General features: G+C 40.1%; 11 protein-coding genes and 1 riboswitch. Of the genes, 4 read left to right on the forward strand and 7 right to left on the reverse strand.

Going from position 1 to position 13,711, the window contains the following annotated elements:
• Nucleotides 1-85: 85 nt before the first annotated feature.
• Nucleotides 86-1,363, forward strand: coding sequence for a 3D domain-containing protein (locus tag AC3ISE_RS11240; RefSeq protein ID WP_489221017.1), 1,278 nt, complete (start codon nucleotides 86-88; stop codon nucleotides 1,361-1,363).
• A 106-nt stretch (nucleotides 1,364-1,469) separates the two neighbouring features.
• Here AC3ISE_RS11240 and AC3ISE_RS11245 read toward each other — a convergent pair whose 3' ends face one another.
• Nucleotides 1,470-2,081: a TetR/AcrR family transcriptional regulator gene (locus AC3ISE_RS11245; RefSeq protein ID WP_489221018.1), complete on the reverse strand. Its 612-nt coding sequence runs from the start codon at nucleotides 2,079-2,081 to the stop codon at nucleotides 1,470-1,472.
• Nucleotides 2,082-2,584: 503 nt separating this feature from the next.
• Here AC3ISE_RS11245 and AC3ISE_RS11250 point away from each other — a divergent pair.
• Nucleotides 2,585-4,078, forward strand: coding sequence for a peptide MFS transporter (locus tag AC3ISE_RS11250; protein WP_489221019.1), 1,494 nt, complete (start codon nucleotides 2,585-2,587; stop codon nucleotides 4,076-4,078).
• Between the two features lie 61 nt (nucleotides 4,079-4,139).
• Here the strand turns inward: AC3ISE_RS11250 and metE are convergent, their stop codons facing one another.
• Together metE and AC3ISE_RS11260 are read right to left on the reverse strand one after the other, a co-directional pair.
• On the reverse strand, nucleotides 4,140-6,419 hold the full coding sequence (gene metE, locus AC3ISE_RS11255) for a 5-methyltetrahydropteroyltriglutamate--homocysteine S-methyltransferase (RefSeq protein WP_489221020.1): 2,280 nt from the start codon (nucleotides 6,417-6,419) through the stop codon (nucleotides 4,140-4,142).
• A 150-nt stretch (nucleotides 6,420-6,569) separates the two neighbouring features.
• A riboswitch (cobalamin riboswitch) is annotated at nucleotides 6,570-6,773 on the reverse strand.
• Nucleotides 6,774-6,843: 70 nt separating this feature from the next.
• Nucleotides 6,844-7,647 carry a GNAT family N-acetyltransferase gene (locus tag AC3ISE_RS11260; protein WP_489221021.1) on the reverse strand — a complete coding sequence of 268 codons (804 nt, stop codon included), beginning with the start codon at nucleotides 7,645-7,647 and terminating at the stop codon, nucleotides 6,844-6,846.
• A 235-nt stretch (nucleotides 7,648-7,882) separates the two neighbouring features.
• Here AC3ISE_RS11260 and AC3ISE_RS11265 point away from each other — a divergent pair, with 235 nt between their 5' ends.
• Nucleotides 7,883-9,133: an ATP-binding protein gene (locus AC3ISE_RS11265; protein ID WP_489221022.1), complete on the forward strand. Its 1,251-nt coding sequence runs from the start codon at nucleotides 7,883-7,885 to the stop codon at nucleotides 9,131-9,133.
• Here the strand turns inward: AC3ISE_RS11265 and AC3ISE_RS11270 are convergent.
• The gene (locus tag AC3ISE_RS11270; RefSeq protein ID WP_489221023.1) at nucleotides 9,093-9,413 is read right to left on the reverse strand and encodes a hypothetical protein; all 321 of its coding nucleotides are present in this window, start codon (nucleotides 9,411-9,413) and stop codon (nucleotides 9,093-9,095) included. The two genes, AC3ISE_RS11265 and AC3ISE_RS11270, sit on opposite strands and share 41 nt — an antisense overlap.
• Before the next feature lie 100 nt (nucleotides 9,414-9,513).
• Here AC3ISE_RS11270 and AC3ISE_RS11275 point away from each other — a divergent pair, with 100 nt between their 5' ends.
• Nucleotides 9,514-10,074 carry a GNAT family N-acetyltransferase gene (locus tag AC3ISE_RS11275; RefSeq protein WP_489221024.1) on the forward strand — a complete coding sequence of 187 codons (561 nt, stop codon included), beginning with the start codon at nucleotides 9,514-9,516 and terminating at the stop codon, nucleotides 10,072-10,074.
• 39 nt (nucleotides 10,075-10,113) lie between these two features.
• Here the strand turns inward: AC3ISE_RS11275 and AC3ISE_RS11280 are convergent, their stop codons facing one another.
• The 3 genes from AC3ISE_RS11280 to AC3ISE_RS11290 all read right to left on the reverse strand — a co-directional run bounded on the left by AC3ISE_RS11280 (nucleotide 10,114) and on the right by AC3ISE_RS11290 (nucleotide 13,711).
• Nucleotides 10,114-10,986, reverse strand: a complete 873-nt coding sequence (locus AC3ISE_RS11280) for a Cof-type HAD-IIB family hydrolase (RefSeq protein ID WP_489221025.1) — start codon at nucleotides 10,984-10,986, stop codon at nucleotides 10,114-10,116.
• Nucleotides 10,983-11,753: a transcriptional regulator GlcR gene (glcR, locus tag AC3ISE_RS11285; protein ID WP_489221026.1), complete on the reverse strand. Its 771-nt coding sequence runs from the start codon at nucleotides 11,751-11,753 to the stop codon at nucleotides 10,983-10,985. The genes AC3ISE_RS11280 and glcR overlap by 4 nt, the downstream gene beginning before the upstream one ends.
• A gap of 173 nt (nucleotides 11,754-11,926) precedes the next feature.
• Nucleotides 11,927-13,711, reverse strand: coding sequence for an IucA/IucC family protein (locus AC3ISE_RS11290; protein WP_489221027.1), 1,785 nt, complete (start codon nucleotides 13,709-13,711; stop codon nucleotides 11,927-11,929).

Raw genomic sequence — 13,711 nt, forward strand, 5'->3', positions numbered from 1 at the left:
TCGCATATTGAATGATTTAACAGATTTGTAATCTAAAAGGCCCCTTTTTTGTGGTATAACTGAAATACAAGAGAGGGGTTGTTTTATGAGATTTTCAATGCGTATGATTACCGCGCTTTCTGTCGGTTTTGTTGCTCTATCAAGCTATAATACCGTCTTAGCAGAAACGAATCAGGACACCTTACATAAAGCTGAGAAGCAGCTTGACCAAAATCAGGAAGTGCTGAATCTAAAAGAAAAACAAAAGCAGGCAGTACATACCGCAGTTCAGAAAATGGAAAACGAACTTCAGAACATGGAAGCTCTTGTAGCAAAAAATGAACAAGAATATGCTTCCATTCAAGCAGAGATAAAAAAGACGAAGCAATTAATCGAGGAAAAGAAAATAGAAATTGTAGCGCTTCAGGACAAAGTGTTAAGCCGCGAGGAAATCATGTATGCAAGGCTAACCGCTCTTCAGGAGAATGATCACGCTGATATTGTCATTCACACTTTAGTTAATGCAGAAAGTTTTTCAAACTTCTTTGAGAGAATCGGAGCTGTTGCTACTCTATTAAATGCAGATAATGACATCCTTGAACAGCAGCAGGCTGATTTGAAGAAAATTGAAGAAGATAAAAAAGAGATTGACAGACAAGAGGTTCTTCTGACTGAACAGCAGCAAACATTAGCTGAAAGCGGCGCGAGGCTCGAGGAAGCAATGCTGAACAGACAACAGAAAATGACTTCGCTTCAAGCTGAATATCAAAAGATTTCAACTGAAGTGACGCTTGCTGAACAGGAAAAATCAGCCCTTCAGGCTCAAATGAAATCGATCGAAGCAACCATTATAAAAGAACAGGAAGCAGCGAAAGCCCGCGCAGCAACTATTGCCGCCGCGAAAAAGAAAGAGCAGGCTGCCCTTCTCGCTGAAACTAACGCCCGTGCAGAAGCTGAAAGAGCTAAGGAAGCAGCAAAAGCCAAAGCTGCAGCTGCGGAAAAGAAAGCAGTAAAAGCAGCAGCTGCTGCACCGGCCAAACCTGTCTCTGCAGAAAAACCAGCTGCTAAAGAACCGCCAAAAGAAGAAAAAGATGAAAGCAAAATTTTTTATGTAACAGCGACAGCTTACAGTCATGAAGATACAGCCAGTGACTTTACGGCCATTGGCATAAATATTAAAGAAAATGCTAACATGAAATTAATTGCGGTTGATCCAAAAATCATTCCACTTGGCAAGAAAGTCTGGGTTGAAGGATATGGAGTTGCGATTGCCGGTGATACAGGCGGAGCAATCAAAAATCATAAAATCGATGTTTTGATGCCTAATAGCGCAGAAGCAAGAAAATGGGGCCGCAAAACGGTAAAAGTCGAAGTATTAGATTAATAGAATCAAAAAAAGAGACTTTAGGTCTCTTTTTTTGATTTTAAAAGAATAAATAGACAAACAGATTATTACATTCCAAAAGGGAAAAATAATTTCAATATAAAGACTATTTCAAAAGTACAGGGTCTTCCCTGAACAAACTCTTCATCAAATTTGTAAACTGAGAGGTTTGAAATTCATAATCTGATCCGCTGTGAACGTTTCTCATTCTAAACCCTGAAGACATCAGAACAAAAAGCTCAGCTGTTTGATTGGCATCAATCTTCTCGCTGATCACTCCGTTTTTTTGACCTGATACAATCCATAGCTTTGAAAACTCAAACATCCATTGATCAAATTCACGAAGAGCTTCCTTTGCATTTTTTTGTTCATTCCTGCCAATAAAGTACAGCAGGATTTGATTGACTACATCTTTTGGATGATTAATTTCTTCGAAACTCTCTGTTAATACATCGATCGGGTCCTTCATGCCGTCTTTGGTCTGCCCCATTTTTTCAAAGAATTTATCATTTGTTTGATGAATTCTCGCTTCAAGTACTTTAGCGAATAGTTCATCCTTGCTTTTAATATAGTGATAGATGGCCCCTTTTGAAAGACCTGTCCTCTCCATGATTTCCGCAAGTGTGGTTTTGCCGCAGCCCACTTCTTTTATCAATGCAGATGCAGCCTCAAGCAATGCTTTCTCTGAACGCACTCTTCTTTCAAATTGCTTCATCATTCGACTCCTCCTTTCTACATATTAAAAACAGACCGATGGTTTGTAAAGTAGATTTATGTCTTTTTTTGTGGATAGAAGTCTGAATAAAACTTTCAGAGGACCGTAGCTACATCTATTAAAAGGCTGTTTTCACATAGATTGTTGTGTGTTGTTGATAAATATTGTCCGTTCCTTCCGCTCCAATCCACTTATAATGTTAAACATCTGGGTCTAATAGCAACAAAGGATACGAATACAGCCTATTAAAAATAGCGAAAACGGTAAAATTGAAGCGGTTTATTAACTTCAGATTTCTTAACCGATTAAAAGCATGGCATTTCCCTATTATGAATTTAAGGAAATATGCTGGAAAACAGAGCTGAACACAAGATCTGTTTTTTAATGTCATTTTTGTAAAATTATATTAAAAAAATAATTTACATAGTATTTTTTCCGTTTTTTTTTGACAATTCAATTTTAATAGTAGTATTATTATACATGGTAAAAAGGAGGCTTCTTGTATCATGTCATCAATTGACAAAGACAAAATTGTACAAAGTGTACCGCAACACGGTTTTTTCGGTCATCCTAAAGGATTATTCACCCTGTTCTTCACAGAATTCTGGGAGCGTTTTTCTTATTATGGGATGAGAGCTATTCTTCTGTATTATATGTATTATTCCATGAAAGATGGCGGACTTGGCCTTGATCAGACTACTGCTCTTTCCATTATGTCCATCTATGGTTCCCTCGTTTATATGTCCGGAATCATCGGAGGCTGGATTTCCGACAGATTGCTTGGAAATGCACGGACCGTTTTTTATGGCGGAGTCCTTATTATGCTCGGTCATATTATTCTTGCTTTCCCTGGAAGCATTGCAGCGTTTTTCGTATCGATGTTCTTCATTGTAATCGGTACTGGATTGCTCAAGCCAAATATTTCGAATATTGTGGGTGATCTATACAGCAAAGAAGATAATCGCCGTGATTCAGGATTCAGTATTTTCTATATGGGAATCAACTTAGGCGGTTTGCTTGCACCAATTATCGTTGGTACTGTAGGTCAAAAATACAATTTCCATTTAGGTTTTGGTCTTGCTGCAATCGGTATGGCTTTAGGATTAATCGTCTTCGTACTGACAAAAAAGAAAAATCTTGGATTAGCGGGAACAGCAGTCCCAAACCCTCTTACTCCAGCTGAAAGAAATAAAGTTTTCGGAAGATTGGCTATTGGTTTAGCTGTTATCGGAATATTAGGAGCTATTTCAATCACAACAGGCTATCTGACGATTGCAAGATTTACTTTCTTAATCAGTATTTTAGGTATCTTAATTCCAATTGTTTACTTCACCGTGATGTACCGCAGTCCCAAGTCAACTGATGTTGAACGTTCACGACTGATTGCCTATATTCCGCTTTTCATTGCGGCAATGGTTTTCTGGGCAATCCAGGAACAGGGTGCGACCATCCTTGGAGCTTATGCAGATAAACGAACAGACCTGACATTTGGCGGTTTTGAAATTCCCTCATCATTATTTCAATCGTTAAATCCATTATTTGTTGTCTTCTTGGCGCCTGTGTTTGCATGGCTTTGGGTCAAACTTGGCAACAGACAGCCATCTACATCAAAAAAATTCGCATTTGGTTTGTTCTTTGCCGGTTTATCATTCCTGATTATGATTATTCCTGCTTACGTAAATGGAACGGATTCACTTGCTAATCCGATTTGGCTGATCCTTAGCTTCTTCCTTGTTGTACTTGGAGAGCTTTGCCTGTCGCCTGTCGGTTTATCGACAACAACAAAGCTTGCTCCAGCTGCATTCTCAGCCCAGACCATGAGTCTTTGGTTCCTGACAAGTGCATCTGCTCAAGCAATCAATGCTCAAATTGTCCGATTCTATAAACCAGAAACTGAAATTCTCTATTTTGGCATCATTGGCGGTATTGCCGTTCTTTTAGGAGTTCTTATGCTCATTCTTTCTCCTAAAATTCAAAGTTACATGAAAGGTGTCCGCTAATACGCCGAACAAGCCTGTTCCCTTTTAGGAACAGGCTTGTTTTTTGTATAACCGGAAATCCTTATACGGAAGTCTCTTGGCGTGCTTTTTCTCTGCAGCTTTTAGCCGCTGCCACCATCACTTTTAATGCTTCAATCGTTTCAGATACTCCTCTTGTTTTCAGCCCGCAGTCAGGGTTGACCCAAAAGATGTCGGGATCTAATACTTGCAGGGCTCTTTCAATGTTCAGAGCGAGCTCGGCTTCTGTCGGGATTCTTGGGCTGTGAATGTCATATACACCTAATCCAATCCCCTTTTCATATGCATATTTCTCAAAAGAGCGGATGAGTTCACCGTGACTTCTTGAAGTTTCAATTGAAATGACATCTGCATCCAATGCATCAATAGCCTCGATAATATCTTCAAAATTCGAATAGCACATATGCGTATGAATTTGTGTATCCGGCTGCACGGAAGCAGTTGACCGCTTAAATGCTGTCACCGCATCTGCTAAATAGTCATTCCATTTCTCTGATTTCAGCGGGAGACCTTCCCTCAGTGCAGGTTCATCTACTTGTATCATCGCAATGCCAGCCTGTTCAAGTGCTTCGACTTCTTTGCGGATGCTGAGTGATAATTGATGAAGGACAGTTGATTTTGGCAGATCATTTCGAACGAATGACCAGTTTAAAATGGTAACAGGACCTGTGAGCATTCCTTTTACAGGTTTTTTAGAAAGACTTTGGGCAAAAACTGTTTCTTTTACTGTCATTGGTTGCTCAAGCAATACATCTCCATAAATAACCGGGGGTCTGACGCATCGCGAGCCGTAGGATTGCACCCAGCCAAAAGTTGTAATCGCAATTCCGGTTAATTTATCCCCAAAGAATTCCACCATGTCCGTTCTTTCAAATTCTCCATGTACGAGAACATCAAGCTCCAGACTTTCCTGGATTTCAATCCATTTTTTTATTTCTTCTTCTATATAAGAAGTGTATTGCTGTTCTGACAGTTCGCCTTTTTTCCATTTAAGCCGCTGTGCCCGAACCTCTTTAGTTTGCGGAAAGCTGCCGATGGTTGTTGTAGGCAGCAATGGAAGGCTGAATCGTTTGTTTTGCAGCTTTCTCCGCAGACCAGCTTCCGGTCTCACTGTTGAAAAGGAATCCAGCTGCTTCATCGCATCGTGAACTGCTTTTTGATTTCTGAGCTTTGAAGATGATAATTGATCAGCTGCTGAATCATATTCTTTAAGCGCCCCTTCTTCAGCTTCAAAGTTGAAAAATTTCGTCAACAGGCTAAGCTCTTCAAGCTTTTCATCCGCAAAAGATAGTGCGCCTTTTACAAGCGAATCTAACTGATTTTCATTTTCTGCAGTCACCGGCACATGAATGAGACTGCATGAAGGCTGAAGGATCAGCCTGTCCCGGTCAACAGCTTCTAGGATTGTGTTGACAAGCTTTACAGTCTTTTGCAGACTTGCCTTCCACACATTCCGTCCATCAATGACACCTGCAGCGAGAACTTTATCCTTTGGGAATCCTGCGGTTTGCAGCTTTTGAAGGGATAGACCGCTGTCATATACGAAATCTAGTCCAATACCATCAACCGGAAGGCTGACTAGGTGATCGTATTGTTCAACACTTTCAAAATAAGTTTGTATCAGCAGCTTCGCATTTACTGTTTCTCTTTTGATTGTTCCATAAATTTCTTGAGCCTTTAAAAATAATGCATCATCTGCATCCGATGTCACGAACACCGGTTCATCAATCTGTATCCACTCAGCGCCTGCATCTGCAAGCTCCTGCAGGACCTGAACATATAAAGGAATTAACTTCTGAAGAACTTGGTCTTTATTTTCCCCTTTTGATAAAGCAACTAAGGTAAGCGGACCGACAAGAACAGGCTTGCCGTTTATGCCCAGCTCTTCTTTTGCTTCAAGATAAAGATGCAACGGCCGGTTTTTAGTCAGTCTTGGCTCTGCTTGACCCAGTTCAGGTACAAGATAATGATAATTCGTGTTAAACCATTTTGTCATTTCAGCCGCCACTTGATCTCTGCTGCCTCTTGCAATATCAAAATAGGTCTGAAGGGAGTTAGCATCCTGCTTCCGGAACCTCTCCGGCAGCAGGCCAAACAAAACTGCTGTATCCAAAATATGATCATAATAGCTGAAGTCACCAATCGGTATTAGATCAATTCCTTTTTCCTGCTGTTTCTGCAAATGAGACAGTCTGATCTGTTTCATCTGCTGTTTAAATTGCGGTTCCGTTATATCGCCTTTCCAAAACGATTCCAGCGTCTTTTTCCACTCTCTTTTTTCTCCGATTCTCGGATAACCTAAGTTTGAATTTTTAATGGTCATTGCTGTTCCCCCGTTTCTTATCATCTCTCAACTTTCTGTGCATGAAAAAAACTCTCTTGCATAAAGAGAGTTTGATGGACAAAGTTAACTTGAGTTGAGACACAAGACAGGTTTCAACATATCGCATCACCCTCCCTATTTCGCGTAGGCATGAAGTGCATACAATAGGCAGGTCTCCTGACTCAGGTTCATTGAATTCTATTCCCTTCCCATTTTTCATTTGAAAAACAGTGGGTCTTTATAAAATTCTCCCCATTACAGTGGCGCGACCGCGTCGGATTTTCACCGAGCTTCCCTTTTAAGCTAAGACAGAAAAATACTCTTGCCATTAGCACCTATCGCTTTTAAAAATATTAAATTTTTTAAATTAAGCAACAATTGTTTTTAAGCATAGCTGAAGTTTTGGTTTCATGCAAGTATTATATTAAGTCTGTGCAGCTATTCCAAGGACTTTCCATTTGGCAGCTTCATAAAATCCAAGCTGTTTATAAAGATTCCCCGCATCTGGATTGTTATAAAACAAATAAATGTCCATTTCTTCAGCTGCAAGCTCATGGCAAATGGCACGTATCATTTCTGAGGCATATCCTTTCCGCCGATGCGCGGGGGGCGTAGCTACACCAACTATAATGGCAGTGCGGCTGCTTTCAATAAATACGCCTGCTGTCGAAACCATTTTTCCATCTTCAGCCTTGTATAAAACTTTCAATTTTCCTGCTTCTATGTTTTGATAGTGATCATTCGCAAAGAAGTCTTCATTCGGTACAACCATTTTATATTCATCGACCTGCATGAACAAATCGTAAAGTTTTCGGCATTCTTCGAGACTGGTAATCACTTTTATATCCTCGCTTGGCTGTAAATCTTTGCTTCCTCCATACTTGAGCATGAAAGAATCACTCTCAAGATCCATTTGAAAGTGATGTTTAAACTCATCAATCAATTCTTTTTTCCCGACAATTTTGCGGATGCCAGTTTCCTGAATAATGGATGCAAATTCAGTTAATGGGAGATTGATAATAGGACTGTAGTAATAAATTTTTTCAGGATAGATCATTAAAAGGGCATTCAAATGCATATTCTGATAACTTCCGTAAACCATCATATGTTCTTCTGACAAGTCCTCGATAATCAATGCATTCAATTCGAAATCGGTCCGTAAAAATTCAGCTGCATGACCGTATTCTTTTTTATCTATTAATTTAATTTGCATTTGCTGATCGCTCATTTCTCTTCTCCTGACAAAAAAAATTTAAGTCTTTTAGAATATTCTAACATTCTCTAGTTAATTTGATATATATTTTAATAGAGAAGTTTTTCAGTTCGCAGATTATTAAATTTTGCATATAGTTGTCTAGCGCAAGCGCCTTACTCACCGGTCATAACGGATTCGACTGTCGGACGAGGCCAAGTTGCTTGAGCTTTACTAATATTTTTGCTGATAAGGTGAGGACGGCATGGAAATGAAGGATGTATTACTGAATTTTTTACTAGTATTATCCCCGCTGCTGATTATACAGCTCTTATACATGAGAAAAGAAACAAATAAAAAAATGAATAAATGGCTCTTTGCTTTATTGCCTGCACTAGCGATCATTTTAAGCATGCTGTATCCGTTTATGATTAAAAATGATTTTTTCTTTGACTTCAGGCGCATCCCCTTTGTTATGGGGTTGTTGTACGGAGGTTATCCTCTTGGTTTCTTTTTATTTGCGGTTACGATCGTGACCAGGCTGGCACTAGGGGGAAGCGGCATCTATCCGACATTAGTGATGGCAGGCATTCTGGTTCTCATCGTGCCGATGCTTTCATCCTATTATTTAAAAAGCAGATTGAGGAAAAAATTAATTCTTGTCGTTGTCATTGTCCTTGCTTCTTTATTATTTTCAATTCTGCATATTGAAATGGTTTATGGATCATTCTTTGAGCCTCAAATGTACGCTGAACTATTTGTTCTGCACATATTCGCCGCAATCATCGGGACTATACTGTTTGAAACGATTGTCCAGAATTTCAATTTGCTGAAAAGAGTCATTAAAGCCGAAAAACTTGAAGTAGTCAGTCACCTGGCAGCAAGCATTTCTCATGAAGTCCGCAATCCGCTGACAACAACAAAAGGATTTCTGCAGCTTTTGCGGGAAGAAAATATCAGCCAAAAGAAAAAGGAAGAATACATAGAAATCTCATTAAATGAGTTAGACCGTGCCACAAACATAATCAAAGATTATTTGACTTTCGCCAGACCAGAAGCTGAAGATAATCATTCGATCGATATTCATTCAGAGCTCAGAAACTGCATGAACGTATTGACGCCTCTCGCACAAATGGAAAACGTTCAGTTTAAGGAAAGCTTCAGCTCTGAAAACATTTTTGTTCTTGGAGATCCGCTGAAACTTAAGCAATCACTGATTAATATTCTCAAAAATGGAATCGAGTCTTATTCAGCTGGAGGATTAATCGAAGTTTCGACATCGAAGGAACACTCTCACATCAAAATCGTCATTTCTGACTGCGGAAAAGGAATGACAGAAGATCAGGTGCTGAGGCTTGGGGAGCCTTATTTCTCTACTAAATCAAACGGAACCGGTCTTGGGATGATGGTATCCTTCAGCATCGTTAAAGCTATGAAGGGACATATATATGTAAATAGCGAGCCTGGTGCCGGTACTTCATTCACAATTTTTCTGCCAATTTATTTGAAAAATGAAGGGTAGGTTCCCCAACTGACTTCCTGCAGAGGGAAGAATGTTCTTTCACTTTCTCTTTGCAGGCAGAAACGATGGCTGCAGCAGCAAATCTGCCTTGAGTATACTTCAGGGGATTATGCCAAATATCTCTAAAAAGCTCATTCAAAACTTTCTCTGCAAAAATAGAGTCGCTGCGGGACGAATAAATTACTCTCAGCAGCATGACTTCATATTGATCGTACAATAATTCCAGGGCAGCAGCTTCTTTCTGAAGTATTCGGGTTAACAGCACATTATCACGATTCATACCATTCTCCTCAGAGATTTAATAGTACTTAATACCCTTAATACAGAAAAACAATCCATATTTAACACATTTTTGTCTGAAATAGAAAGAGGGATATGCTTTGGCAAATTATTCTACAAATTCCAGCCGCCTAGTCATAAGGCCTTATCAGTCATCTGACTATTTAACTTGGCTATCAGCATATATAAATAGAAAACCAAAACAGCACAAATATGATGAAGGCAGACTGGATATGAGCGTGTGCACCCCAGAGTGGTTTGCTGCATTCGCGGAGAAACACCATCAGCTCATGAATAAAGATAAAGCGTATGTCTTCGGTATTTTCAGGGCAGCAGACGGGATGCATGTCGGGTATGTAGATTTCTCTACCCTGATTCGTGATGACTTCCAATGGGCCCGGATGGGATATACCATCCATAATCAATTTTGGAGAATGGGCTATGGCAAAGAAGCTGTTAGAGCGGCTATCGAGCTTGCGTTTGACCAGTTGAAATACCACCGTCTTGAAGCTCATATCAATCTTGATAACCACCCTTCTGTTAAGCTTGCCGAGAGTGTGGGGATGAAGTTTGAGTGTATCCGCCAAGGGTTTCTGTATGAAAATAACCAATGGACAGATCATCTTGTTTATTATATAAATAATGATCATTACAACGTTTAGAAAAGGCCGGCCTCTTGATAAAGAGGCCGGCCTTTTCTTTCAGACTTTCTGCTTAGCATCCATCATTCTTTTTATAGCGAGCTCTACCCCGTCCTGATCATTTGTTAAAGTAATATCCCTGCAGATCGCTTTAATTTCCGGGCGGGCATTACCCATTGCAATGCTCTTCCCCGCTATTTCAAGCATTGATTTGTCATTCATGCTGTCACCAATGGCTGCAGTGTCTTTCAGTTCAATGGCAAGATGAGCAGACAATTTTTGAAGGGCAATTCCTTTAGAAGCAAGCTTATGCTCTATTTCAAAGTTATGCGCGGCTGATGTAACCAATGTGATATTTTCTGTGTCTTTAAATTTCTCCCAGCCTGCATCCAGCTTTTCCTGGTGAAAAGAAAAAGCGAGAATGTTATAGATTTCCTCTGTTTGACTCAGAATGTCCATGTACGATTCAACAAACCTAAAGCCTGTCTGGCTGTATTGTTTTTCAGCCGCCTGAAGAAGCTGGGAGCGGTCCGTATCAGGATTGGCACTTTCAACCCGGTCAATTTCAATATTCAAAAGCTCTCTTCCGCTTTGAGGAGTATAAATAGCATCCCGGCCGAACACTTCATAATAATAATGATTGTGTTCCAAAAATTGAAGGGCCGCAGCAGCTGTATCCTTTTCCATAGGCTGTGAATGAAACAAAGCCCCTTCTGGATTGTGAATCGTCGCTCCATTAGCAGCAATAACCCATGTTTTTACGCCTGTATCCTTAAAAATTTCCTTCACATCAAAATGGGCTCTGCCAGTAGCTACAACCACTTCAATTCCCTCTTTTTGTGCAGCTTTTATTGCTTTCAGATTTTCTGCGCTGATTTTATTCTCACTGTTTAATAATGTTCCGTCCAGGTCTATAGCGATTAATTTTGTCATTCCATTTCCTCCTCTGCCACAAGCAATTCCACGTTATGTTTATCAAGCAAGTCTCTAAATGCTTTATCCGGTTCTTTATCTGTAATAAGCAAATCGATTTCGTGAAGATCTGCATAAAGGAAAAAATCAGTAACACCGAGCTTTGAATGATCTGCAAGCGCAATAACCTGATTTGCCTGATTGATCATTTTCCGTTTGACCATTCCGTCTTCTTCATGCGCAATGGACAGCCCTCTCTCAGAAATGCCCACAACCCCTATAAATACTTTATCAACCTGATATTTTGAAAGTTTTTCCACCACTGAGGATCCATATAAGAATCGGTGTTCTTTCTGAAGTTCTCCTCCAAGAAGGTGAATCTGAATGCCTGGTTTTGTTGATAATATATCGGCCTGATTAATGGAATTCGTAATAATGGCCGCATGTTTCACATCAATAAATTCTGCACATGCCTGGACAGTAGTAGAGGCATCTAAAATGATTCTGTCGCCTTCACTAATCAGACTTGCTGCTTTTCTTCCAATTAATTCTTTTTCATAAGAAACTGTCTGCAGTCGGTTTTGATAGTCTTTAATTTCAGTGTGCGAGCTTGGCAAAATAGCCCCGCCTCTTGTCCGGATAATCAGTTTCTGCTCTTCCAGTTTGACGAGATCGCGCCTCGCGGTGTCTTTGGAAACATCATAAAGCGAACATATTTGATCGGCCGTTATTCGTTTATTTTCTTTTAAATAGTCAAGAATGGAGATTAGCCTTTCTTCTTGGTACATAATGCCCACCTAACTTTCAGAAATGTTTCTACAATAACAAAGATTATAAGTTCTTTTAAGTGATTATAATCGATATCATTCTATTATTCAAGTTTTTATAATGATATGTAAGTAATATATGCAATTTTGTAAGTGTTATGCATAAAAAAAGAAGAGACCCATTATGGTCTCTTCTATACCATGACACGTTCTTCAATTGCCAGCGGGTTTTTCACTTGTCCAAACTCTGAAGCATGAGGCCGGTCATCGCCATCTCCATAGCCATACTCGATCATCCGGTTGCGGTTGAGACAAAGCTTTTTAAATGTCGGCCTCAGGAGATCAAAGAGTTCGAAGCGTTCTTTCAGCTCCGGAAAGTCAGCTTGATAGGAAAGGATTGATTCTCTCAGCTTATTCCAGAATCTCTTTTCATCAAAGTCAGTTCTTCTGTGAAGGATATCGGCTAAATACCTGAAATGGCAGACAAATAATCCAGTGAAAATGAATTGGCACAATCCTTCAGGCGCTTCACTCCTCAGGACGGTTTTAAGCTCTCCCGAAATGGTATTAAGCTCAGGAAGCGGCTGATCAGTGATATTGACATCATCCACAAAATCCTTTACAGCTAGTCTGTGAGGTTTATAGTCTTTTAAAATGACAACCGTATTTTGTCCATGCGGTGAAAAGACCGTTCCGTATTGATAAAGGTACTGCAGAAGCGGCGGCAGGAGAACTTCAAACAGCTGCTCTGTCCATTCTTCCACGCTGAGGCCGGACTTTTCTATCAATTCCAGTGTATATGATTTCCCGTCCTCCCCTTCATATAAAAGGGCGGCAAGAGTAATGGCCTGTTCTCCCGCGTCTAAGAATGAGTAGATGCTTTCGCGCCAAATGACTCCAAGCATCTCCAAAAATTGATACGGAGCTCCTTCTAGTTTTACGTAATCAGGATGATGGTAATTCATGCTCGCCACTTCTCCAGGGAGAATAACCCTGCATTTATCTCTCAAAAATGAATCATTGTCCCGGATCCCTTGAATATGAGCAGTAATTTCTGGTGCCAGCACCACACGTTCAGACGGCAATCCCCTATACACTAATGTATTTAAAATACTCATTGGCAGCTTTACGTGATGCTTCTTTTTATGATCCATATTGACAAATGTCCGAATGGACTGCTGCGGCAGGTATTGATCTTCTCCTCTGCCAAGGTAGATGATCCGCTTTTCAAAAAGCTCTTCTGAGAACAACGGAACAATGACGTGATTCCACTGCCACTCATGGACAGGCATAAAGAAAAATCTTTCAGGCTGCAGTCCTTTATTAATTAGCTTCTCATTAAATTCTCTTATTGCAGATTGCCCGATCTCGCTTTCTATTAACCTGTCATACTCAACTTCTTTTGTTGAATGGAACGTCCCCCACTCCTTTGAGACGGCAATCCAGTCAAGTGTTGTCTGCTGCTTTTGTTCAGGGGCATATTGCAGGTAATCTGAATAGGAAAACCCGATGCGCCCTTTATTATAAGTAATCCAGGGATGGCCTGTCATCTCCCCTTCAAGCTCTGCATAGTCCAGATCCGTTAAATCTGCAGTCGAACGGTCTTGCTGATTGGCGATAATGTGGGCATCAGCAAGCAGAGTGCGTTTATATTCTTCTATTAAATAGGCAGCGGTAAAAGGTTTTATGTTTATTTCCTTTTGCAGGTCCAGTAAAAACTCTATGGGATTCACAGCTTCTTCCCATGAACCCTGTTTATTTGTTTCAATAGAATGAGCATTAACCCAATAGCTGTCCATCAGCCTTTTTTCAGCTAGAAAGCGGTAGGATATTCCGCTCTCAAAGTTCACAATATATATGCCGTCCTTTTTTTCCGCCTGGATCATTTCTTCGTATAAAAACTCAGATATCATTTTAGCAAGCAGCCGTCTGCTCGCTTGCTTCCAATCTTCTGCATTCCACTTTTGTTCAGCTGACAT

It is taken from the genome of Metabacillus sp. KH_069 (assembly GCF_057838075.1).